Origin of the sequence: Rhodococcus jostii NBRC 16295, from assembly GCF_001894825.1 — a bacterium.
Classification (GTDB): Bacteria; Actinomycetota; Actinomycetes; order Mycobacteriales; family Mycobacteriaceae; genus Rhodococcus_F; species Rhodococcus_F jostii.
In genome coordinates, this window is record NZ_BCWY01000029.1 from 63060 (window position 1) to 85698 (window position 22639).

Annotated in this window: 23 protein-coding genes and 1 riboswitch; of the genes, 15 read left to right on the forward strand and 8 right to left on the reverse strand. The window is 67.7% G+C overall.

The window, feature by feature from the left end; genetic code table 11:
* Positions 1-92: 92 nt before the first annotated feature.
* A complete protein-coding gene (locus RJ1_RS19780; RefSeq protein ID WP_073362965.1) occupies positions 93-1358 on the forward strand; it encodes an MFS transporter in 1266 nt (421 codons plus the stop codon).
* Between the two features lie 3 nt (positions 1359-1361).
* Here RJ1_RS19780 and RJ1_RS19785 read toward each other — a convergent pair whose 3' ends face one another.
* Positions 1362-1583, reverse strand: a complete 222-nt coding sequence (locus RJ1_RS19785; protein ID WP_073362967.1) for a hypothetical protein — start codon at positions 1581-1583, stop codon at positions 1362-1364.
* Between the two features lie 272 nt (positions 1584-1855).
* Here RJ1_RS19785 and RJ1_RS19790 point away from each other — a divergent pair, with 272 nt between their 5' ends.
* Positions 1856-2260 (forward strand): C40 family peptidase, encoded by a 405-nt coding sequence (locus RJ1_RS19790; RefSeq protein ID WP_073362970.1) that lies wholly within the window; start codon positions 1856-1858, stop codon positions 2258-2260.
* Positions 2261-2329: 69 nt separating this feature from the next.
* On the opposite strand, the gene RJ1_RS19795 is transcribed toward RJ1_RS19790, so the two are convergent.
* Positions 2330-2671 (reverse strand): histone-like nucleoid-structuring protein Lsr2, encoded by a 342-nt coding sequence (locus tag RJ1_RS19795; RefSeq protein ID WP_073362972.1) that lies wholly within the window; start codon positions 2669-2671, stop codon positions 2330-2332.
* Between the two features lie 118 nt (positions 2672-2789).
* On the opposite strand from RJ1_RS19795, the gene RJ1_RS19800 reads away from it, so the two are divergent.
* A complete protein-coding gene (locus RJ1_RS19800; protein ID WP_073362975.1) occupies positions 2790-2981 on the forward strand; it encodes a hypothetical protein in 192 nt (63 codons plus the stop codon).
* A 20-nt stretch (positions 2982-3001) separates the two neighbouring features.
* Here the strand turns inward: RJ1_RS19800 and RJ1_RS19805 are convergent, their stop codons facing one another.
* From RJ1_RS19805 to RJ1_RS19815, 3 genes are all read right to left on the reverse strand, one after another.
* On the reverse strand, positions 3002-4399 hold the full coding sequence (locus tag RJ1_RS19805; protein ID WP_073362977.1) for a CitMHS family transporter: 1398 nt from the start codon (positions 4397-4399) through the stop codon (positions 3002-3004).
* Positions 4400-4519: 120 nt separating this feature from the next.
* Complete coding sequence (locus RJ1_RS19810) at positions 4520-5815, reverse strand: LLM class flavin-dependent oxidoreductase (protein WP_073362980.1); 1296 nt, start codon at positions 5813-5815, stop codon at positions 4520-4522.
* A 1-nt stretch (position 5816) separates the two neighbouring features.
* Entirely contained in the window at positions 5817-6581 is a 765-nt protein-coding gene (locus tag RJ1_RS19815) for a 3-oxoacyl-ACP reductase (RefSeq protein WP_073363101.1), read from the reverse strand.
* Between the two features lie 49 nt (positions 6582-6630).
* A riboswitch (TPP riboswitch) is annotated at positions 6631-6735 on the reverse strand.
* 72 nt (positions 6736-6807) lie between these two features.
* Between RJ1_RS19815 and RJ1_RS19820 the strand changes: the two genes are divergently transcribed.
* Positions 6808-7260 (forward strand): MarR family winged helix-turn-helix transcriptional regulator, encoded by a 453-nt coding sequence (locus RJ1_RS19820; RefSeq protein WP_073363104.1) that lies wholly within the window; start codon positions 6808-6810, stop codon positions 7258-7260.
* 2 nt (positions 7261-7262) lie between these two features.
* Positions 7263-7685 carry an organic hydroperoxide resistance protein gene (locus tag RJ1_RS19825; protein ID WP_073362982.1) on the forward strand — a complete coding sequence of 141 codons (423 nt, stop codon included), beginning with the start codon at positions 7263-7265 and terminating at the stop codon, positions 7683-7685.
* 21 nt (positions 7686-7706) lie between these two features.
* Here RJ1_RS19825 and RJ1_RS19830 read toward each other — a convergent pair whose 3' ends face one another.
* A complete protein-coding gene (locus tag RJ1_RS19830; protein ID WP_073362985.1) occupies positions 7707-8585 on the reverse strand; it encodes an oxidoreductase in 879 nt (292 codons plus the stop codon).
* 40 nt (positions 8586-8625) lie between these two features.
* On the reverse strand, positions 8626-10668 hold the full coding sequence (locus tag RJ1_RS19835) for a CocE/NonD family hydrolase (protein ID WP_073362988.1): 2043 nt from the start codon (positions 10666-10668) through the stop codon (positions 8626-8628).
* 84 nt (positions 10669-10752) lie between these two features.
* Between RJ1_RS19835 and RJ1_RS19840 the strand changes: the two genes are divergently transcribed.
* From RJ1_RS19840 to RJ1_RS19850, 3 genes are read left to right on the forward strand one after another with little or no spacing between them, the layout of a single operon-like run.
* A complete protein-coding gene (locus RJ1_RS19840; protein ID WP_083400505.1) occupies positions 10753-11709 on the forward strand; it encodes a pseudouridine synthase in 957 nt (318 codons plus the stop codon).
* Positions 11710-11754: 45 nt separating this feature from the next.
* The gene (locus RJ1_RS19845) at positions 11755-13287 is read left to right on the forward strand and encodes a CYTH and CHAD domain-containing protein (RefSeq protein WP_073362991.1); all 1533 of its coding nucleotides are present in this window, start codon (positions 11755-11757) and stop codon (positions 13285-13287) included.
* Positions 13288-13333: 46 nt separating this feature from the next.
* Entirely contained in the window at positions 13334-14218 is an 885-nt protein-coding gene (locus tag RJ1_RS19850) for a universal stress protein (protein WP_073362993.1), read from the forward strand.
* A gap of 6 nt (positions 14219-14224) precedes the next feature.
* On the opposite strand, the gene RJ1_RS19855 is transcribed toward RJ1_RS19850, so the two are convergent.
* Complete coding sequence (locus RJ1_RS19855) at positions 14225-14962, reverse strand: VIT1/CCC1 transporter family protein (protein WP_073362996.1); 738 nt, start codon at positions 14960-14962, stop codon at positions 14225-14227.
* A 139-nt stretch (positions 14963-15101) separates the two neighbouring features.
* Here RJ1_RS19855 and RJ1_RS19860 point away from each other — a divergent pair, with 139 nt between their 5' ends.
* From RJ1_RS19860 to RJ1_RS19890, 7 genes are all read left to right on the forward strand, one after another.
* Complete coding sequence (locus RJ1_RS19860; RefSeq protein WP_073362998.1) at positions 15102-15884, forward strand: SDR family NAD(P)-dependent oxidoreductase; 783 nt, start codon at positions 15102-15104, stop codon at positions 15882-15884.
* Positions 15885-15910: 26 nt separating this feature from the next.
* On the forward strand, positions 15911-16972 hold the full coding sequence (locus RJ1_RS19865) for a lysylphosphatidylglycerol synthase transmembrane domain-containing protein (protein WP_073363000.1): 1062 nt from the start codon (positions 15911-15913) through the stop codon (positions 16970-16972).
* A 63-nt stretch (positions 16973-17035) separates the two neighbouring features.
* Positions 17036-17863: an SDR family NAD(P)-dependent oxidoreductase gene (locus RJ1_RS19870; protein ID WP_073363003.1), complete on the forward strand. Its 828-nt coding sequence runs from the start codon at positions 17036-17038 to the stop codon at positions 17861-17863.
* A gap of 117 nt (positions 17864-17980) precedes the next feature.
* Positions 17981-19195, forward strand: coding sequence for an ABC transporter substrate-binding protein (locus tag RJ1_RS19875; RefSeq protein ID WP_073363006.1), 1215 nt, complete (start codon positions 17981-17983; stop codon positions 19193-19195).
* Positions 19196-19218: 23 nt separating this feature from the next.
* Positions 19219-20076 carry a branched-chain amino acid ABC transporter permease gene (locus RJ1_RS19880; RefSeq protein ID WP_073363009.1) on the forward strand — a complete coding sequence of 286 codons (858 nt, stop codon included), beginning with the start codon at positions 19219-19221 and terminating at the stop codon, positions 20074-20076.
* Between the two features lie 2 nt (positions 20077-20078).
* Entirely contained in the window at positions 20079-21899 is a 1821-nt protein-coding gene (locus RJ1_RS19885) for a branched-chain amino acid ABC transporter ATP-binding protein/permease (RefSeq protein ID WP_073363012.1), read from the forward strand.
* Positions 21899-22639: an ABC transporter ATP-binding protein gene (locus RJ1_RS19890; RefSeq protein ID WP_073363015.1), complete on the forward strand. Its 741-nt coding sequence runs from the start codon at positions 21899-21901 to the stop codon at positions 22637-22639. The genes RJ1_RS19885 and RJ1_RS19890 overlap by 1 nt, the downstream gene beginning before the upstream one ends.

Sequence of the window (22639 nt, forward strand, 5' to 3'; positions counted from 1 at the left end):
TCCCTCCATCACGACTGACTGCTTCCCGGATAACCCGAGAACAGGAACAGTGATGGTCATCACCGACGCAACAAAGGAGCAAGGCATTGACCATGTCACGCGTGGACGAATTCCGGCGCGGGTGGCCGACGCTGTCAGCAGCCGCCGTGGGTGTCGGGACCGGGGTGTCCGGGCTCGCCATCTACTCGGCAGGGCTGTTCACCAGTGATCTCGGTAGGGAGATCGGCCTCAGCGCTGCGATGTACGGGCTGTCCATCACCTTGCTCACCTTCGGGATGGCGCTCGCCGCACCGATCGTCGGGTACGCCGTCGACAAGTTCGGAGTCAAGGCACCGACAATCGCCGGAGCACTGTGTCTGGCAGCCGGATTCGCCGCACTGGGAACTGTCGTGCACTCGGTGCCGGCATACCTGACAGCGATGGCAGCGATCGGATTCTTCGGCGCAAGTTCCGGACCGATTGCATTCACCCGGGTAGTCAGCAGCTGGTTCGACCGCGCCAGAGGCCTCGCACTCGGCATCACGATGATGGGAATGGGACTGTCCGGCGCCATCATTCCAGTCGCCATCGGCCGCATCATCGACGTCGAAGGATGGCGGCTCGGTTACCTCACGTTGGCCTGCATCGCGCTCGCCGGAACGCTGCCCACCCTCTTCCTCCTGAAGGTTGCGCCCCGAACCGGAAGTACACCTGGCACGCCCGAACAGTCCGCCGACGACGGCGAGGACTTCTCGACCATCCGAAAGGACCCCCTCTACTGGCGGCTGATCCTCACATTCGGCCTGATGTCGGTCGCATTCACCGGGCTCGTTCCCTATCTCGTGCCCATGCTGCGGCAGTACGGGATGAGCGTCGGCGGTGCGGCATCGATCGCATCGATCATGGGACTCGCCGTCATCCTCAGTCGACTGGTGATCGGACTGCTCATCGACATTCTCCGGCCTACCGCGGTCGCAGCCTCACTCTGTCTGCTGTGCGCCACCGGCGTCGTGCTGTTCGCAGTGGGCGGAGTCGGATTCGCCCCTGTCCTGGCCTTTACGCTGGGGTGCATGCTCGGTGCCGAGCTGGACATGGTGGGCTACTTCACGTCCCGGTACTTCGGACTCGCCGCCTTCGGAAAGGCCTACGCGGGCCCCTACATGGCATTCGTCCTCGGCGGTGGCATCGCGCCCCTGTGGGTCGGCGCCGTGGTGGGCCGAACGGGGAGCTACACCGCAGTCCTCTACGGGGTCGCCGCGCTGACGGTGCTCTGCGCCGTCGCCTTCGTGGCCCTGCCCTCCCCGCGGGGCGCGAGGTACGTCGCCCCCGACCCTTCCGAGGCGAGTACGCCATCCGCCTCGGTTCCCGCGGACCGCTAGCGGCTACATCGTCTCGACGACGGTCCCCAGGTCGTGCACGTGCTCTTCGTCCGGCGACGTGGGGCTCGGGGTGATGTCACCGCGTGCGGTGTGTGCCATCGAGATCGCCTCACCTGCGGCGAAGGCCACGGGTACGGCCACGACAACGGACAGCAGGGCTGCTCCTGCGTCGAACACCAGGCGTGCGACTCCGAACGCGCAGTTCGCTGTCTGTCGGATCGTCATCGTCCGCCTTCCTTCACCCGAGCCCACAGGACGTAGCGGACCACTCCCCTTTGCAAGATCATTACCCGTTCGACGTTACGAGGGGCCTGGACTACTCGCGAGTACCAAACCGACCATCTCGAACGGTTTTCCTCGTCGGCCGTCGAATCCGGGTCCGGAGGCAGGGAAAGACAGGCACACATCCAGGTAATTCGGCCGGTGCGCCCGGCCCGCACGGGAGGCCACGCTGTAACCAGCGACACACACGACGAGCGTACTGGAGTAACGACGGCATGGACCCACACACCGGACACCGGGGATATCACCTGGTTCAGACGCTCCGTCCGCATCCGGCACGGCCGGGGCAACTCGCATTGGATGCCGCTTCGACCAGGATCGGAATCCCGTGCACCCTCGGCGCGGGCGACCACTCCGCCTTCGACAGCTCCGGCCTCGTCCAATGGGCGTACCGACAGGCGGGAGTGCCAGTTCCCCGCACCACCTACGAGCAACTCCGGCACGGGACAGCCGTCGACGAGAACAGCCTGCAGCCCGGTGACGTCATCCTCTTCTACGGGGGCGGCCACGCGGGACTGTATGCAGGCAACGACACCGTCGTCCATGCACCCGCCCCGGGACGGCCGGTCGCGCGAGTAGCCATGAATTCCATGTCGTTTCACGCAGCGCGCCGATACTGACGACGGGAACGCCCCCGGCCGACCCGAACAGGGTGGCCGGGGCGTTGTCGACTACACGCTGACCCGGGGTCAGTGAGCTGCGTTGTACGCTTCCTCGATCTGCGCAGGGATACGCCCACGTGCGGACAACTCGTAGCCCTCCGCCGTCGCCCATTCCCGAATTTCCTTGGCCTTCTGACGCCCCTGCGGCGGAACCACTGCAGGAGTGGACCGACGCTTCCTTCCCCCGACCCGAGTTGCATGCTCGATGTAGTAGTCGAGAGTCTTGTGGAATTCCCTGGCGTTCTTGAGCTTCAGATCGATCTCGTAGTCGACGCCGTCGACAGAGAACGGAATGGTCTCCCCCTTGCCGTTCTTGATCGGAGTCCCGTCGATGTCGTCGATGCGTTCGACAACAACTTTGCGCGCCACAGTTCCACTCCTTCATCGTCGATAACCCGGGGAACACTACGTCGAAGTATTGTTCACCTGCCAATCCCCGACAGAGTTTTCCGATTGGAGCACCCTGTCATCCGGGTATCCGAGGGACATGACACCGAAGGACACATCCGGACCGAACACCACGAGCACCGACAGCGGCGCCCCGGGCGCGGACAAGGACGTGATGTCCGATCCCGCCGAGGACGACAAGGGTGCGGGCGCCGACTGGAGCGGCGAAGGTGGCGCGACCCCTGAGGGGCCCGCCACCGACACCGACGGCGAGCCGTCGACTGAAGACTGACACGGACACGGACGACTAGGTCACCAGGGGATCTGTCCCAGGACGACACCGATCACCAGCATCGACAGCGACACCAGCGCCGCCCGCCACAGCACCTTCTTGTGATGGTCCGCCAGCGGAACACCGGCAAGGGTCACGAGCAGGAGGATGGCCGGGACGAGGGGGCTCTGCATGTGGAACGTCTGGCCGGTGATGGAGGCACGGGCCATCTCGACCGGCTCGATGCCGTACGTGGCCGCCGTCTCGGCGAGGACGGGCATCACGCCGAAGTAGAAGGCGTCGTTGCTCATGAAGAACGTGAACGGCAGGCTCAGGATGCCGGTGATGACGGCCAGGTGCGGTCCGAGCGCGGACGGGATGATCTCGAGCAGCCACTGCGCCATCGCCTCGACCATTCCGGTGCCCTGGAACACGCCGGTGAGAACGGCTGCGGCGAACACCATCGCGACCACGGAGACGATGCTCGACGAGTGGCGGGTGATCGCTTCCTGCTGTTCCTTGACCCGCGGGAAGTTCACCGTCAGCGCGATGGAGGCGGCCACCATGAACAGCACCGGAATCGGCAGCACGTCCATCACCAGCACGACGAGCAGCGCCACCGTCACGAGCGCGTTGAACCACAACAGCTTCGGTCGCAGCGTGGGCCGCTGGGGGTCGAGCCCGTCGACGAAGCCCTGGCCGTCGTCCGAGCCGGCGTCGCCGGAACCGCCGCCCGTGCCGGGTGCGTCACCGTTGCCGCCGGACTTGGCGAGGCTGCGGCCGGAGCCGGCCGAGACGAGGAGGCGCTCGTCGGTGAGCACGAGCGTGCCGATGCGGCGGCGTTCGCTGTAGCCGAGCTGGATGGCGAACAGCAGCACCACGACCAGTCCGACCACGAGTGACGGGATCATCGGGACGAACACGTCGGACGGTGAGATATTCAGCGCCGCGGCCGCCCGGACCGTCGGGCCACCCCACGGAACGATGTTCATCGCGCCGTTCGCCAGGCCCGCGACCACCGTGAGCACCACGGGGCTGACCTTCAGCTTCATGTACAGCGGCAGCAGTGCGGACGTCACGATGATGAACGTCGTCGACCCGTCACCGTCCAGCGACACCACCATCGCGAGCACCGCGGTACCGACCACGAGCCGCATCGGGTCGTTGCGCACGAGCCGGAGGATGAGTTTCACCAGCGGATCGAACAGGCCGACGTCGATCATGATCCCGAAGAAGATGATCGCGAAGAACAGCAACGCGGCGGTCGGCGCGAGCGCCTTGATCCCGTCGGTGATCATGTCGCCGATGCCGAGACCCGCCCCGGCCGCGATACCGAATGCGACCGGGACGGCGATCAACCCGACCACGGGAGTGGCCCGTTTGGACATGATCAAGAACATGAACACGGCCACCATCAGAAAGCCGAGTGCTACCAGCATTGCCACTCCTCGTCCGAGCTTGCGTCGCGATGTGATCGCGATTACAGCAAGTGTCGGGGGGAAGGGCGCTCACAGTCACTGTTGCGTTCTTAGAGAAGGTTGTGTTCTTTGTGGTGGCAACTACCGGTGACCCCGGAGATGATCGCGCAGCGTCTCTGTCTCATACTGCGCGCGGAACAGCCCCCGCTTCTGCAGGACGGGGATCACCTCGTCGACGAACTCGCCGAGGCTGCTCGGGTAGAGCGGAGGCATCAGATTGAACCCGTCCGCCCCGCCGCGGCGGAACCACACCTCGATCTCGTCGGCGACCGACTCCGGGGTGCCGATCATGGTGCAGTGCCCGCCCCCGGCCGCCAGAGTGCCGAGCAGCGACCGCACGGTGGGCCGATCCTTCTCGATGATCCGCAGGATCGTGTCGTATCGGCCCTGCGGTCCGGTGAACTCCGACAGCGGCGGCAATGCCGGAACGGGTGCGTCCAATTCCCAGGCGCTGCAGTCCTGCTGGACGAACATCGACAGCTGTGCCAGCGACTGCTCGACGGGCAGGAGCGCGTCGAGTTCCGCCTTCTTGCGGTGCGCCTCCTCGGTGGTCGATCCCACGTACGTCACGAGACCGGGCATCACCGTCACCGAGTCGGCGTCACGGCCGGCCGCGCGGATGCGCCGCTTCACGTCCGCGTAGTAGCTCTGCGCGGCCGTGAGGTCGTAGGCGACGGCGTAAATGCCCTCGGCGCAGCGGGCGGCCAGGTCACGCCCCTGATCGGACGCGCCCGCCTGGAACAGCACCGGACGGCCCTGCGGTGAGCGCGGCACGTTCAGCGGACCGTCTACCAGAAAGTGCTTGCCCCGATGCTCGACCGGCTTCACCTTGGCCGGATCCGCGAAGATGCCCTCCCGGTCGAGCACGAGCGCGTCCGGCTCCCACGAATCCCACAGAGCGAGTGCCACATCGACGAATTCCGCGGCACGCGAATAGCGATCGTCGTGCGGCGGCATCTCCTCGAGTCCGTGATTGCGCGCCTCGGCGTCGAACATGGACGTCACCACGTTCCAGCCGGCACGGCCGCCGCTGATGTGGTCGAGCGACGCCAGCATCCGGGCGGCGTGGAACGGCGTGTAGAACGTGGTGGACACCGTCGTCACCAGCCCGACCCGCTGCGTTGCCCGCGCCATCGCGGACAGCGCGGTGAGCGGTTCGAGGAACCACATGCCTCCGGACGCGGGGTCGCGCACCGAATGTCCGTCGGCGAAGAACACCGCGTCGAGGCAGCCCCGCTCCGCGGTCTGCGCCAACTCCTCGTAGTAGGCGATGTCGCAGAGCCGCTCCACCTGGGACGACGGGTGCCGCCACGCGGCGCCGTGGTGCCCGCAGCTGAAGAGGAACGCGTTGAAATGCAGTTGCCGGGTGCCGGTCATGTCAGTCCTTGACCAGTCCGCCGTCGACGACGAGGTTCTGGCCGGTCACCGCACGCGACCACGGGGACGCGAAGAACAGCACCGCGTCGGCGAACTCGTCCGGGGTGGTGACCCGCTGCAACGGGGTGCTCGCCGCAATGAGGTCGAACACCTCGTCGGGGGTGGCGGCGCTGGCGTCGGTGGTGCGGAGCAGCCCGCCCGAGACCATGTTGACGGTGATGCCGTCGGGTCCGAGGTCGGCGGCAAGGGTGCGGGTCAGCGACAGCGCCGCGGCCTTGGCGGCCGTGTAGTCGTGGTACGGGACGACGGGGTTCTGGAAGAGGTTGGTCCCGATGTTCACGATCCGGCCGAACCCGAGCGCACGCATGCCCGGCAGCGCAGCCTGCGTGGTGTGCAGGGTCGCCTTCACGCTGCCGCGCAACTGCGCGTCGAACGCGTCCCACGTGATGACGTCCGCCTTGTCCCGGGCGTCGCCGTTGAAGGAGAAGTCGGCGAGGGCATTGTTGATCACCGTGGTCACCGGTGATCCGAAGTGCTCCTCCGCGGCAGCGAACAGCGTCGCCACCTCCGCGGAATCGGTGACATCGGCACGGAGGGCGACCGCGCGGTCCGGGCCGAGTGACGCCGCGAGTTCCTCCGCCGCATCCCGGCTGTTCCGGTAGTTCACGACCACGCGCGCGTTCTGCGCCGCGAACGACCGCACGATGGCGGCGCCCAGGCCGCGCCCACCGCCGGTCACCAGGACGATCTGCTTGTCGAGCTGCATTGCTGTCACCTTCCGTTCGGTCGGCGACGAGACATCGGATGAGCGCATACGGCCGTCTCCGCGACATCCCTTCGCCGGCATTACCCAGTTCAGGTTCGACGGGTGTGTTCTCAGCCGCTCGGATCGTCTCCGGGCAGCACCCCGTGTCACTCGCGAACAGTGTAAGCCCAATCACCGTTTCCATTTCTTGATTGTGCACAACCTGGTTGTGTGCAACTATTCAGTGGTGACCGACAACCTCGCCCTCGACCGCCAGGTGTGCTTCGCCCTGTACTCGGCTTCCCGAGCCATGACGGCGAGATACCGGTCGATGCTCGACACGTTGGGAGTGACCTACCCGCAGTACCTGGTGCTGCTGGTGCTCTGGGAACGGGACGGTCGCGGAGTCCGTGAGATCTGCGACGCCCTCGACCTCGACACCGGCACTCTGTCGCCGCTGCTCAAGAGGCTCGACACCCTGGGCCTGGTCGAACGGCGGCGCGACTCGGCGGACGAGCGCCGCGTCGGAATCCACCTCACCGAGAAGGGTGCGGCTCTCCGCGCCGCCGCGGAGGGCATTCCCGCGGAACTCGCCCTCTCGACGGGCATGGACGTCGACGAACTCGTCGCCCTCCGCGACACCCTGTCGCGGCTCACCGAATCGCTCCACAGCGTCAACACCCCTACAGGAGAGAAGTAACCATGAACATCGTCTACACCGCCGAAGCCCTCGCCACCGGAGAAGGCCGCAACGGACACGCCCGCACGTCGGACGGCCGGCTCGACCTGAACCTCGCCATCCCCACCGAGATGGGCGGATCCGGCGACGGCACCAACCCCGAGCAGCTGTTCGCCGCCGGATACGCGGCGTGCTTCCACTCCGCACTCCAGCTGGTCGGCCGTCAGGCCAAGGCGAATGTCGCCGACTCGGCCGTCGGCGCCCGCGTCGGCATCGGCGCCACGGACGGCGGCGGATTCGGTCTCGCCGTCACCCTCGAGGTCTCGCTCCCCCACCTGCCGCGCGAAGAGGCGCTCGAGCTGACGGAGAAGGCGCACCAGGTGTGCCCGTATTCCAACGCCACCCGCGGCAACATCGACGTCACCCTCGAGGTCACGGAAGACTGAGAATCCCGCGCGGGCGTCGGGTCACCCGAACTTGTACTCGACGCCCGTCAGGTTCTCCGACAACGACCAGAGCGCGCCGGCGGTCTGCTCGTCCCGGGACTTCTTGTTGGAGCCCACCACTTTCGGGTGGCCACGCTGCTCGAACAGTCCGTCCGGCCCGATGTAGCTTCCGCCGATCACGTCGGGGGCGGTGGCCGCGTACAGCATCGGCAGCGCTCCCATCTCGGCGGACTGCGCAAAGATCCGATTGCCGACGGCCATCAGCTTGTCCTGCACGGACTCGGTGTGCGCCTGCAGATTGGTCGACGCGTATCCGGGGTGCGCGGCCACCGCCTTGACGGGAGACCCCACTGCGGCGAGCCTGCGCTGCAACTCGTACGTGAACAGCAGATTCGCGAGCTTCGACTGCCCGTACGCGCTCCACCGGTTGTACTTGCGGTGTTCCCAGTTGAGATCGTCGAGGTGGATCGTTCCCGCCTGATGCGCCGCACTCGACATCGTGGCGACACGATCGGTGATCTTGTCGAGCAGCAGTCCGGTCAACGCGAAGTGCCCGAGATGGTTTGTGCCGATCTGCATTTCGAAGCCGTCGGCGGTCTTGCGCTGCGGCACCGCCATCACACCGGCGTTGTTCACGAGCACGTCGACGGACTCGACGCCCGCCGCGAACTCCTGCACGGAGGCGAGGTCGGAGAGATCGAGACGGCGCACCTCGGCGTCGGCGCCGATCGATCGCGCGACCACCTCCCCCTTGTGGGTGTTACGGCAGGCGAGCACGACGTGCGCCCCCGCCTTGCCCAGAGCCCGCGCCGCCACCTCCCCCAGACCGCTGTTGGCGCCCGTCACGACGAACGTGCGGCCGCGCTGATCGACGATGTCCGAAGCTGTCCACTTGGTCATGGGGTCAACCCTACGGACGTCGGGACGCGGCGTGAACCCGTCACCACGCCTGCATCCCGACCAACGGCAGGTTGAGGAAACTCGGCCGGTCCGGCGACAACGCGACGTGCTGCGGCTTCAGGTGGCTGTCGGCCAGCATCGGTCCGAGCGGCAGATACCGGGGAATGCTCCCAGCGTACACGTCGACTCGCAGCCGGTGCCCCGGCGCGAGCACCGCGTCGGTAGGCACGAAGTTGATGTCCACCGGCGTCACCTCGCCCGGCACCAGCGGCTGCCGGGACTCCACCGTCAGATAGTGGTGGGGCTCGGTGTAGTCGCCGTTCGCGGACTTCGTGCTCTTCGAATCGTCCACGGCCCGCAGGGAAGCGGTGAGGGCACCGTTGGTGAGCGGTGTCGACGTGCCGTCGGGCGCGACGTCGTTCAGGGTCACCGCCCAGAACCCGTCCCGGGTGTCGAGCACCGTTTCGAGATGCAGGTTGACCGGACCCGACAGCTCGGTCGGCTGGGTGACGGGTGCACTGGTGAACGTGAGACCCTCGGCCTCGTTGAAGCGGGAGTCCTTGCTGCACACCGATCCGAGGACGACGGCGGCGCCCGCGGTGCCCTGTACGCCGTCGCGGGAGCAGAGCCCGCGCAGCCCCGGTGCGACGGTGAGTTGCGCTGCGTCGCCGGGTTTCGCCGCGACCAGGCTGCCGTCGTGCGCGGCGTGCCCGGCGGTGCCGCTGGCGGCGCCCGACAGGTACATCCGCTGATAGTCGACGCCGGCGCGCGGGAACTGATCGGTGGTGGTCCAGCCGTTGCCCTGCTGATACAGCGTGACCGGGCCGTACCCGTCGATTCCGTTGTCGACGCCCTTGAGCCACTTGTCGAACCACGCGCGTTCGAGGACGTCGAGTCGCGGCGGCGCACCCTGCTCGCCGAAACCACCGCCGAACGAGATGTGGTAGGCGTCGCTCATGATCAGCTGCTTCTCGCCGGCCGGCAGCGGGATGTCGTTGTAGACGCGCGGCTCACTGTTCGCGAAGATGTCGTGCCAGGCGCCGTACAGCATGGTCGGCACCTGAATGTTCCCCGCCTGCGCCTTGCGCTCCTCGTAGAACTGGCCGTCCTGCGCCACCCGCAACGTTCCGGCGTCGAGATCGCCGATGTTCGTCGCGGTCATGGCCGCGATCAGCGCGGGGAACAGCGTCAGCGGATCCCGCAACCGGTCCTGCAGCCACTGCTGGTCGAAGCGGCCCTGCGCGAGAGCCTGGACGTCGGGGACGAACTTGAGACCGTTGACCAGCGACAGCCACAGCGGCATGAATCCCACCCCGAGCCCGGCACCGGTTCCGACGATGTCGCGCAGCAGGTCGTTGCCCGGTTCGGTCGGGAAGATCGCCTTCAACGCCGTCGGCTGATGCCCCGCGGCCTGCAGCGAGTTGATTCCCGAGTACGACACCCCGGCCATGCCGACCGTGCCGTCGGACCAGCCCTGTTTGCTCATCCAGTCGATGATCTCGACGGAGTCCTGCTGTTCGAGCGGGCCGAGCGCCTGCCATTCCCCCTGAGAGAACCCGGTGCCGCGCGCATCGACCACCACCTGGGTGTAGCCGTTCCGGACGAGGTCGCGGTTGATGCCGAAGACGCGCATGCCGCCACCGGAGAGAACCTTCGCCGCTTCGCCGACACCGTCGAACGGTGTGCCGGCGAGGTCGAAGGAATTCACCAGGTCCACCACGGTGTCTTCGAGCCCCGGCACCGCGAACACGGAATCGACGACGTTGCCGACCAGTTTCGTGTACGGCGTGACGTTGAGGATCGAGGGCATCCTCGTGTCGATCGGCGTGCCGGAGGCGTCCGCGGGTCGATAGACGTTGGCCTTCAGCACCGTTCCGTCGCTCATCGTGATGGGAACGTCCCAGTCGATCGCGATCACCGGGTATTCGGGTGGTGCATCGACCGTCGCGTTCCACTGTGCACCCGCCGCCCCGCCCGTCGGATCCGCCGACGCCGTCAGGCCCGGGACGACGGCGAACCCCGCCGCCACCACCAGAGCCACTGCCACTGCCCCCGGGCGAAACGCCCCTCGACGCACGATCACTTCGAACCCCCGTGAAATCCTCCGATGACGCGCCTCAGCGACCAGTCAGGGTGGTCCGCGTCACAAACTTACCGGATAGTAACCATGAGTCCCCCGGCGGTCAACGACGGATTTCCGCACCCTCTCGACTACCGTGACGGAGTGCCCGACGCCCCACTTCCCGTCCGCGACGGCCTCAACCCGACGCGGCTGAGAATGCCGGACACCGGCTCGTGGCCCACCGTGCTCGAATACCTCGTCGCGCGGTTTCCGCACGACGAGAGCCGCCTGCGCGAAAAGGTCGCCACGTCGGAAGTGGTCGACGAGCGCGGGCTGCCCATCACCGCGGCCACACCGTTCGCGCCCCGCAGATTCGTGTACCTGTACCGGGATCCGCCGGTCGAGAAGCGGGTCCCGTTCGAGATCGAGATCCTCCACCGCGACGAGAACCTCCTCGTCGTCGACAAACCGCACTTCCTGGCCAGCACCCCGCGCGGCGCGTACATCGCCGAGTCGGCGCTGGTCCGGTTGCGCCGGGACCTCGACCTGCCGGAACTGACACCAGCGCACCGACTCGACCGCTTGACCGCCGGGGTGCTGATCTTCACCGTGCGACGGGAGGTCCGGCGCGACTACCAGTCGCTGTTCGATCAGCGCCGGGTGATCAAGGAGTACGAGGCGGTCGCCCGGTACGACCCCGATCTCGCGCTGCCCGCCACCGTCCGCAGTCGCATCGTGAAGGAGCGGGGCGTGCTGAAGGCGTACGAGGCGGACGGTCCCGCCAACAGCGAGAGCCGCATCGAACTTCTCGAGGTCCACGGCGAAACCGCGCGGTACCGACTGCTGCCGCACACCGGCAAGACGCACCAGTTGCGGCTGCACATGAGCTCGCTCGGCATCCCGATCCACGGCGACAACTTCTACCCCGACTTCTACGACGTTGCCGCCGACGATTATTCGACGCCGCTGCGGCTGCTGGCCCGGTCCGTCGAGTTCGCCGACCCGATCTCGGGGGACCTTCGCCGCTTCATGAGCCGGCGCACTCTCGACTGGCCGGGCTGACCTCGCGTTCTTTCCCTCACCCCGGTCAGGCGGAAGGATGGTGACATGAGCACCGCGACGTCCGTCTCCGAAGTGGAACGCAAGTACGAGGCAACATCCGAGCAGCAACTTCCGGCCCTCTCGGGGCTTCCGGGTGTCGACGGTGAACCACGACGCGACACCGTCCAGCTGTCCGCCCTGTATTACGACACGGGCGAACTCCTGCTGCTCCGCGCCGGAATCACCCTCCGCCGCCGGGAAGGCGGCGACGACGCCGGCTGGCACCTGAAGATCCCGGCGGGCGCGGACGAGCGGACCGAGTTGCAGCTGGAGCCCGACGCCGGTCACCCCGAGACGGAGGTGCCCCGGGAATTCGCGGAACTGCTCACCGCCGTCACCCGCGGCGCCGCACTGAACCCGGTCGCGCTCATCAGCACCGACCGCGAGCGGCAGCGGCTCGTGGACGCGGCGGGGACGACGCTCGCCGAGGTCGTCTCGGACGTCGTGATCGCCGCCGTCCCCGAGGCGGGCACCGGATCCGACGAACGGGTGTGGCGCGAGATCGAAGTGGAGCTCGCGGCCGGTGACCGAAACCTGTTCGACGCCATCGACTCCCGGCTGACCGATGCCGGGATCACCCGGTCGGACGCGCCGTCGAAGTTGCGGCGGGCGCTCGGCGACGCGGTCACCGGCACCCCGCGTCCCGCGCGCGGGAAGAAGTCCGCTCCACGGACGCTGCTGCTCGAGTACCTGGCGGCGCAGAAGGATTCTCTCGTGACGGCCGACCTCGGCGTGCGGCGCGACCTCGAGGAGTCCGTCCACGACCTCCGGGTCGCGGCCCGGCGAATCCGGAGCATCCTGCAGGTGTACGGGGCCGACCTGCGCGACCAGCAGACCGTCGACGAGTTGATCGTCGAGCTCCGCTGGGTGGGTCAGGCCCTCAGCTCCGCCCGGGACACCGAGGTGCAGTGGAGCCGACTGGTGGATCGGCTGGGCGGCGCCGAGGAGATTCCCGACCGCGAGGTCGTGCGGGCGCGCCTCGACGAGTACTTCTCCGGTCTCGCCGCGACGGCCCGGCCTGCGGCTCTGGCCGCCCTGAACTCCCAGCGCTACCTCGACCTGCTCGCCGGCCTCGACACCTTCCTCGCCGCCGTCGAGGCGTCCGAGGGCACAGGCCCGTCGAAGAAGAAAGTCGCGAAATCCCTGCGCACGATGTCGAAGTCCGTCCGCAAGCGCGTGCGGAAGGCGACGGCCGCAACCTCCCGGGGCGAGCGCGACGAACTGACACACCGAGCGCGCAAGCGCGCCAAGCGAATGCGCTATGCAATCGAGTCGACGAGGTCGCTGGCACCGAAGGCCTCCGACCGCGCACACACGAAGTTCAAGGGCTTTCAGGACGTGCTCGGCGAGTACCAGGATGCCGTCGTCGCACGGGACCACATCCTCGCGATGGTCGCGGAGGATCAGCACTCCGCCGAGTCGAGCCTGGGCCTCGGAATGCTGCTGCAGCGTGAACTCGATCGCGGCGACACCCTGGCGCCGCAACTGAAACCCGAGTGGAAGACCGCGAGGAAGGCAGCCCGAAAAGTCTGGAAATAGGGCACAGTCGGGGAGTACGCACCAGCGTGACCGAAGGGAGCCAGACGTGAGCACACCCGCCAGTCATTCCGTCGTCGTCGGCCTGGACGGATCCGACGCCTCCACCGCCGCCGCCCTGTGGGGTGCCGCAGTCGCGTCGAAATGGGGTGCCACGCTGTCTCTCGTGCACGCGTTGCCGCAGGACGGCCCGCTGTACAGCCCCGCGGCGATCATGCTGGAATCGCAATTCCTCAGCCAGCTCCGGGAAGACGGCGAGGCCATCATCGAGACGGCGAAGAGACTGCTCGGACCGAAGTTTCCGGGCCTGGACATCGAGACGACCATCAGTCCCGGTCCGGCCGGCACGGCGTTGCTCGAATCCGCCGACTGGGCCCGGTTGATCGTGCTCGGATCCACGGGAGCCGGAGCGTTCCGGTCGGTGCTGCTCGGCTCGACCGCGCTGCACGTGACCAACCGCGCGGGGTGCCCGGTGACGGTGCTCCGGGGCGACGTCTCCATTCCGGACCAGCGTCCCGTGGTGGTCGGTGTCGACGGGAGCGACCTCAGCCGCGACGCGGTGGCCCACGCATTCGAGGTCGCGTCCTTCTTCGAGGCACCGCTGATCGCCGTCCACACCTGGCAGGGCTCCCCCACGCTCGGCGCGGGCGGCACCGGCATGCTCGTCGACTGGGATGCGGTGAAGCAGGAGGAGGAGGCGCTGCTCTCCGAGGGCCTCGCGGGCGAGTCGGAACGCTACCCGGACGTGGCCGTGACGAAGGTGGCCGAGCAGGGCGCCGCGGCGGACGTCATCCTCCGGCACGCGACCGACGCCCAGCTGATCGTCGTCGGCAGCCACGGCCGAGGGCCGCTGCTCGGCGCGCTGATGGGCTCGACGAGTCAGAATCTGCTCCACCACGCCACCTGCCCGGTCATGATCTGCCGGAACGAGTGACGAGCGCTACGAGATGCCCGTCCCCACCAGCTGGCCGATTCCGTAGGTGACGATCATCGCGAGCGCCCCACCCAGCACGACGCGGAGCACGGCCCGGGTGCGCTTGGCGCCGCCGAGCGCGGCGCTGACCGTGCCCGTGAGTGCCAGCGCGACCAGCACGGCGACGAACGCCACCGGAATGCGCAGGTGCACAGGCGGTAAGAGGATCGCGAGCAGCGGGATGAGCGCGCCGAGCGTGAAGGACAGCGCCGACGACGCCGCGGCCTGCCACGGGTTGGTCAGATCGTCCGGGTCGATGCCCAGTTCCACATCCACATGCGCGGCGAACGCGTCGTGATCGGTGAGTTCACGCGCGACCGTCCGGGCGGTCTCGTCCCGCAGACCCTTCTCCTCGTACATTCCGACGAGTTCCTCGAACTCGGCGTCCGGCGTTTCGGCGAGTTCGCGACGTTCCTTCGACAGCAGCGCGCGTTCGGTGTCGCGCTGGGTGCTCACCGATACGTACTCGCCGAGGGCCATCGACACGGCACCGGCCGCGAGACCCGCGAATCCGGCGGTGAAGATCGCCGATCGCTCGGTGGTGGCCGCGGCCACCCCGACCACCAGGCCGGCCGTCGACACGATGCCGTCGTTGGCCCCGAGGACACCGGCCCGCAACCAGTTGAGGCGGCTCGCCAGACTGGGTGCGTGTGGCTCTTCGGGATGCCGCGCGGGCTCGGCCCGCTCGGCGTTCTCTGCTGACATGTGTTCAGGCTAAAGCGAAAAGGCCTGGTCGGGTAGCCAGGCTAGGCTGCGCTCGGCAGTGGTGGCCGGTTCACCGCACACCAAAACCAAGCAGTTGCTAGGTTTAGGGCGCGCCTCCCTCACACGCTTGGAGATCCTCATGGCGATACCCGCCACCAGCACCCCCCGACGTCCCTGCGCCGCACTGGTCACGGGCGGCACCGGCGGCATCGGATCCGCCATTGCCCGACAACTCGCCACCCTCGGTCACGACGTGGCCATCACCTACCGATCCAACGCCGACGTCGCCGCGGACCTCGTCGGCGAACTGGAAGGCCGTGGCGTCGCCGCCCAGGCCTTCTCCGCCGACCTCACCGACCAGCCCCGCGTCGCGAGCGTCGTGAAGCAGACCGTCGAACACTTCGGCGGCCTCGGCATCCTGATCCACGCCGCCGGACCGCACGTTCCCATGATCCACCTGTCCGAGGTCGCACCCCGCGACTACGCCGAGCACCTCCAGCAGGAGGCGGTCGCGTTCTTCACCGTCGTCAGGGCCGCCCTCCCCGCGCTGCGGGAGGCGTCCGGTTCCGTCGTCGCGGTCACGACAGCGGCCACCAGCCGGTTCCCGGTGCGCGACGGACTCTCGCCCGGCACCAAGGGCGCGATCGAACAACTGGTCAAGGGATTCGCCGCCGAGGAGGGCCGCTACGGCGTCCGATTCAACTCGGTGGGCCCGGGAATGCTCACCGACGGCATGGCCGAGCGGCTGATCAGCTCCGAAGAACTCGATCAGCGCGCACTCGACGCCGCCATGAGCCGGATACCGTTACGCCGATTCGGCACCGCCGTCGACGTCGCCGAGGCGGTCTGTTTCCTCGCGAGCGACCGGGCCGGGTTCGTCACCGGACAGAAGCTCGACGTCGACGGCGGATACACGGTGTGATCACCGGCCATGTGTAATGGACGCGTATGACTGACGCCGAAGACACCCGCCCGACGCCCCGCAGGCGTCGTGTCGAATGGGTGATCGGCGGCCTGCTCGTCGTCGTGCTCACGGTGGAGATCGTCCTCATCTGGCCGGACCTCTCGGAGAGCGTCCAGAACCTCGGCGACCTCCACTGGGAATGGGTGGCCGCCGCCGTCGTGGCGTCGCTGGCGTCGATGTCGAGTTTCGCCCGCGTCCAGCGCTGCCTGCTGGGCGTCGCGGATGTGCACATCAAACAGCGGCAGTCCCTCGCGGTGACGTTCGCCTCCAACTCGATGAGCGTCACGCTGCCGGGCGGGCCGGTTCTCGCGACCACGTTCACGTACCGCCAGACGCGACTCTGGGGTGCGTCACCGGTCGTCGCGACCTGGCAACTGGTGATGGCCGGTGTGCTCCAGGCGATCGGCCTGGCGCTCGTCGGACTGGGGGGCGCACTGCTCGTCGGGGCCAAGACCAACCCGTTCTCCCTGATCTTCACATTCGGCGGCCTGTGCGCCTTCCTGGTCGTGGCCCAGTACGCGGCATCGCGACCCGACGCGCTCGAAGGCGTGGGGATCACCGCGCTGCGCGGCGTCAACAGGCTTCGAAAGAAGCCGCCGCTGACCGGGGTTCGGCAGTGGAAGCACATCGTGAACCAGATGAGCGCCGTGCGAATGGATCGCCGCGACACCGCCCGCGCATTCGGGTGGTCGCTGTTCAACTGGATCGCCGACGCGTCCTGTCTCGCGTTCGCGTGCTACGCGGTCGGCGCTCACCCCGGGTTCGCCGGCCTCGCCGTCGCGTACGCGGCGGGGAACGCCGCCGGTTCGGCGATACCGCTGCTGCCTGCGGGGCTCGGGGTCATGGACGCCGTGCTCGTCCCCGCGCTGACCGCCAGCGGCATGACCGGCGCCGAGGCGGTGTCCGCGATCGTCGTCTACCGCCTGGTCAGTTTCCTGCTGATGGCCGCCATCGGCTGGGTCGTCTTCGCGGTCCGCTTCCGGGGCGCCCAGCAGGACGAGGAGGGGCCCGACCTCGAACCGCTGTGGCGTCGCGGCGGCAAGTGAAATCCGTCCCGCTGAGAGAGAATGCCCGGCCGTAGCGGCCGTCGACAGTCCTACGGTCGAGCCGTGACGGAACCGGACACGCAGGAGAAGCAGGTTGTCGTCGTCACCGGCGCAGCCTCGGGAATCGGGGCGGGAATCGCCCGGCACGCACACACGCGCGGGATGCGGGTGGTGCTCGCCGACATCGACGCCGCCGCGCTGGAACGGCTGGCCGCAGACCTGGGCGGGACCGCCCTCACCCGCACGACGGATGTCGCGGACTCCGGATCCGTCGACAGGCTGGCGGATCTCGCGTTCGACGCGTTCGGCCGGGTGGACCTGCTCTTCAACAATGCGGGGATCATGCGAGCCGGATTCCTCTGGGAACTGCGCGAATCCGACTGGGACGCGGCCCTCGGCGTCAACGTCACGGGCGTCGTCAACGGGATCCGGTCGTTCGTTCCACGCATGATCGAGCAGGGCGGCACCGGCCGCGTCGTCAACACGTCCTCCGTCGGCGGATTCGCGCCCGGCCCGATGATGTCGCCGTACAGCGCATCGAAGTTCGCGGTCGTCGCGATCACCGAATGCCTGCAGATGGAGTTGAGCATGGTCGGCGCTCCGGTGTCCGCAAGCGTGCTCGCGCCGGGGCCCGTCGTCACGTCCGTCTTCGACAACCCGTTCGGGGCCGTCTCCCATCCGGCCGTCGATCAGATGGTCGCGCAGATGCGCGCACTGCTGACCACCGACGGACTCGACGCGGACACGTTCGCCGAGAAGGTCTTCGAGGGCATCGACCGCGGCGACTTCTGGCTCGCACCGCAGGGTGAGCACCTCGACACGATGGTGCGCCAGCACACCGCCACCATCCTCGAACGTCGGGAACCAGTAATCCGGCCGTCGTTCCGCTGAGCCGGTGCGACGAACCGCCCACCGAGCGGGACATTCGACGGACACCGACCGTTAGTTCTGCTACCTTTTGCCGCACCAAGCAATTGCTTGCTTCTCTCTCTCGTCAAAGGGGCGGTCATGCGAATTCGATCCTCGGCTCTCACTGCGGCGCTCGCCGTGACGGCACTTGCGGTCACCGGATGCGCCGGGTCGGGCGCGGACGTGGCCGACGCCGCCGGCAGCCCGTACCGGGTGCTCGTGACCGGCGGCATCAGCGGGCAGGGCGCGCTCGCTGCAAATGCTCAGACATCCGTGCTCTCAGCGAAGGCGAGCGCCGAGGCGGTCAACAGGGCCGGCGGCGTCGGTGGCCGGCAGGTGGAGATCACCGTGGTCGACGACGCGGGCGACGCCACCAACGCCGTGTCGAAACTCCGGGAGGCGATCGCGTCGGGCAACAAGCCCGACCTCTTCCTCAACTCCGGCCCGTCGACCATCACCACCGCGACACTGCCGATCCTTGCGCAGAACAAGATCCTGTCCTTCAACATCGGGCCGACCGAGGATTCGGCGAACCCGGAGAAGTACCCGCTCAACTTCGACCTGGCGTCGGGACCGGCCGAAAACGCCGAGACCATCACGCGATACATCAAGGGCAAGGGATACCAGTCCGTCGGTGTCGTCCACAGCAGCAGCGCCTACGGCGAGGTCTTCGGGCAGGCGATGGAAGACGCGTTGAGCGGTGCGGGCGTGAGCGGCACCGGTTCCGAAGAGTACGACACCGCGGCACTGGACATGACGGCGCAACTGCAGTCGCTGAAGAACCGCGGCACCCAGGCGCTGGTCGTCGACGCCTACGGTGCGCCGCTCGGATACCTGCTCACGAGCCTTCAGCGACTCGACTGGAACATCCCGCTCATCGGAAACACCTCGGTCGCAGGGACGTCACTCGTCTCCAAGCCGGCACCGGACGGTGTGCTCGGCACGCCGGCCACGGCGAATCTCGTCATGCACGTCATGTCGAGCACGGTCTACGACGCGCAGGACACCGCGGTCAACACGATGGTCGACAACATGAAGGCGATGGGCGACATCCCGTCGACGCTGATCCTCGCCGACAACTACGACGCGCTGCCCCTCGTCGCCGCCGCCGCGAACAAGGCCGGCTCGTCCGATCCCGAAGCGCTCGCCGACGCCCTCGAGAACCAGGAAGTTCTCGACAGCGCGGAAACCGCGTTCTCGCCGTCCTATCACTTCACGGTGGAGTCGCACGCGTCGAAGCCGGGCGACGAAGCGTACAAGTTCGTACCTCCGAGCCCACTCCTCAACGGCCAGTACGGAAATCCGAGCGCCTGACACGTCGACCACAGGAGATCCCGGTGACCATAGTCTGGTCGGGCCTCGCCCTGGGCGCGGTCTACACGCTCGTGGCGATCGGCTACAACATCGTCTTCATCTCGTCCCACACGTTCAATTTCGCCCAGGCCCAGCTGATGATGGTGGGAACCTTCGTCGCCTACACCGGACTGGTCACCCTCGATCTGCCGGTACTCGTCGTCGCGGTGATCGCGACGGTCACGGTCGCGATCCTGGCCGGATTCGAAGAGATCATCGCGGTCCGGCCGGTGCGCGATCACCAGAATCAGCTCGTCACCACTCTCGGGGCGGCGACGTTGATCAACGGTGCGACACAGCTGATCTGGGGAAGCGAACCGCTCACCGTCCCGTTCTTCGGTTCGAACGATCCGATCACGATCCTCGGCGGACGCGCCTACCCGGTCGAGGTGGTGCTGCTGATCCTGGCCGTCGTCGCGGTGGTCGTCCTCGGTCAGGTCGGTAAGCGGACCATGACGGGTCTCGCGCTCCTCGGGATCTCCGAGGACCGCGAGGCCGCCCTGCTCCGCGGCGTGAACGTGCGGGCGCTCGCGCTCGGAGCGTTCGCCTTCTCGGGTGCGCTCGCCGGGTTCCTCGGGCTCTTCGTCGGTCCCAAGACGTTCGCGGTGGCCACGCTGGGTTCGGCGCTGGCCATCAAGGGCTTCGTCGCCCTGGCGATCGGCGGGTTCGGGTCGCTGCCGGGCGCACTGGTCGGCGGTGTCACCGTCGGGCTCGTCGAATCGTTCGCCGCGCTCGAGATGGGAAGCCAGTACAGCAACATCGCGGTCTTCGTGGTCCTGATCGCGATCCTCATGGTGCGCCCGGCCGGCTTGTTCGGCAGGGTCCGGGAACGGGTGGTGTGAACATGCTGGTGTGGCGTCTGATTCGTTCGGTTCCGGGTTGGCTGTTCCCGCTCGCCGCCGGGCTCCTCGTGCTGTTGTTGCCGGAGTTCGGTCTCGGCTTCGCGCTGTCCCGCCAGGTGCAACTTGCCTGCATCCTGGCGCTGGTGGTCAGCGGACTCAACCTCAGCCTCGGTTACGCGGGTGAACTCGCACTCGGCCAGGCCGCGATGTACGCGGCCGGTGCGTACACCGCCGGGTTGATGTCGATCGCCGGGTACACCGACATCGTGCTGCAGTTGATCGCCTCGGGTCTGGTGGCACTGGCGGTCGGCATCGTCACCGGCATCCCCGGGCTGCGGCTCGGCAGCTGGTCGCTGGCGATGACGTCGTTCTTCCTCGTCCTCCTCGTCCCGGACATCATCGCCGTCTTCGGGGACGCCACCGGCGGCCGGAACGGTCTCAGCGGGATCGAACCGGCGACCCTGTTCGGTGAGGTGATCGACGCCGACCGGTTCTATGTGGTCGTCGTTCTCGTCGCCATCCTCTGGTTCGCGGTCATGCGCAACCTCGTCGTCTCCCGCCACGGCATCGCGTTCCGCACTCTGAAGCAGAGCCCGGTACTGGCCTCGTCGGTGGGCATCTCGGTATTCCGGATGAAGCTCCTCGGCTACGCGATCGGCGCGTTCCCCGCCGGGCTGGCAGGCGCCCTGTTCGCCAACATCGACATGTACGTCTCACCGGAGGCGTTCGGATTCACGTTCGCCACAGCGGTTCTGGCGGCCTGCATCCTCGGCGGAGCGACGAGCGTCTACGGTGCGGTAATCGGCGCGGCGATCATGCAACTCGGCCCGAACCAGTCCTCCGAGTTCCAGCAGTACGCCCTCGTCTTCTACGGCGGATTCCTCATCGTCGGCGGCGTCCTCCTCAGCGGTGGCCTGGCGAAGGTGGCGAAGCAGGTCACGGCACGGCTCGACCGGAAGGCAGGCCTGACCGGTCGCGGTGCACCGGTTCGCGGGACGGACACCGCTCGGCCCGCGACGGCGCCGATGTCGGGGCAGACACTCGTGGTCGACGGCATCTCGAAGGCCTTCGGCGGCAACCAGGCGCTCGACGACACATCCCTCCGGGCGGAACCCGGCAGCGTCACCGCACTGATCGGGCCCAACGGCTCGGGCAAGACCACCATGCTGAACATGATCTGCGGCTTCTACCGTCCCGACAGCGGACGAATCCTCATCGGCAACAAGGAAGTCCAGGGCATGGCCCCGGAACACGTCGCCAGAGTGGGTGTGGCACGAACCTTTCAGACGCCCAACATCCCCGACGGCGTCACGGTGCTCGAGGCCGTGGCCTCGGGCCGGTACAGCACCGACCGGGTGTCGATGCTGCCGACGGTGTTGCGGCTCCCCCGCTACCGCACGGTCCGTGCCCGCGACCTCGCCGAGGCGGAACGCGCACTCGAGACGGTCGGCCTCGCGCACCTGCGAGACGAGACGGCCACCTCACTTCCCCTGGGGATGCGGAGGCTGCTCGAGGTCGCACGATCGATGGTCGCCGAGCCGCGACTGCTCCTGCTCGACGAAGTGGCGTCGGGTCTCGACGAGGACGAGGTGGAGCGCCTCGCCGACCTGATCCGGCGACTCGGACGCGCCGGCTGCACGATCGTGCTGGTCGAGCACAACTTCCGTCTGGTACTGGCACTCGCCGACACCATCGTCGTGCTGGCTCAGGGCCGCGTGATCGCCGCGGGCCTGCCGTCCGAGATCGAACACGACCCGCGCGTACTCAGCGAATACCTCGGCGTCGTCGCCGAAGACACAGAACTGGCCGGAGAGGCGACCTGATGAGCGAGCACACTTCGAAGCCCCTCCTGAGCCTGCGGAATCTGCAGTCGGGCTACGGCGACCTCCGGGTGGTGTGGGACGTCTCCCTCGACGTGTGGCCAGGGAAGGTCACCGCACTGCTCGGGCGGAACGGCGCCGGGAAGACCAGCACCCTGAGGGCCATCTCCGGACTGAACAAGATCACCTCCGGCACCCTCGAGTTCGACGGCCGCAACATCGCGAAGATGGCGCCGCACCGGCGAGTTCGCCAGGGAATGGCGTACGTGCAGGAGGGGAAGCGGGTGTTCCACCGGCAAACCGTGGAACAGAACCTGATCCTCGGCGGCTACGTTCGCAGGATGCGACGATCGGCCGTCCGCGACGAGGTGGACCGAATCTACGAGCTGTTCCCCGTCCTCGGCCGGAAACGTAACCTCCTCGCGGGCGCCATGTCCGGCGGGCAGCAGCAGATGCTGGCGATCGGACAGGCGCTGATGGCGAAACCCACCCTGCTCCTGCTCGACGAGCCGTCCGGCGGCCTCGCACCCGTGATCGTCAACGAGGTGATGGAACGCGTGACGGCCCTCAAGGAGACCGGGTTGGCGGTGCTCCTCGTCGAGCAGGCGGTCGACGCGGCGATGAGCGTGGCCGATCACGTCACGGTTCTCGACGTCGGACGCGTCGTCCTGGATGCGGATGCCGGCGAGATCGACGACCGGGCGGTGCTGCGCGACGCGTACTTCGGGCGCATCGGCGGCTGA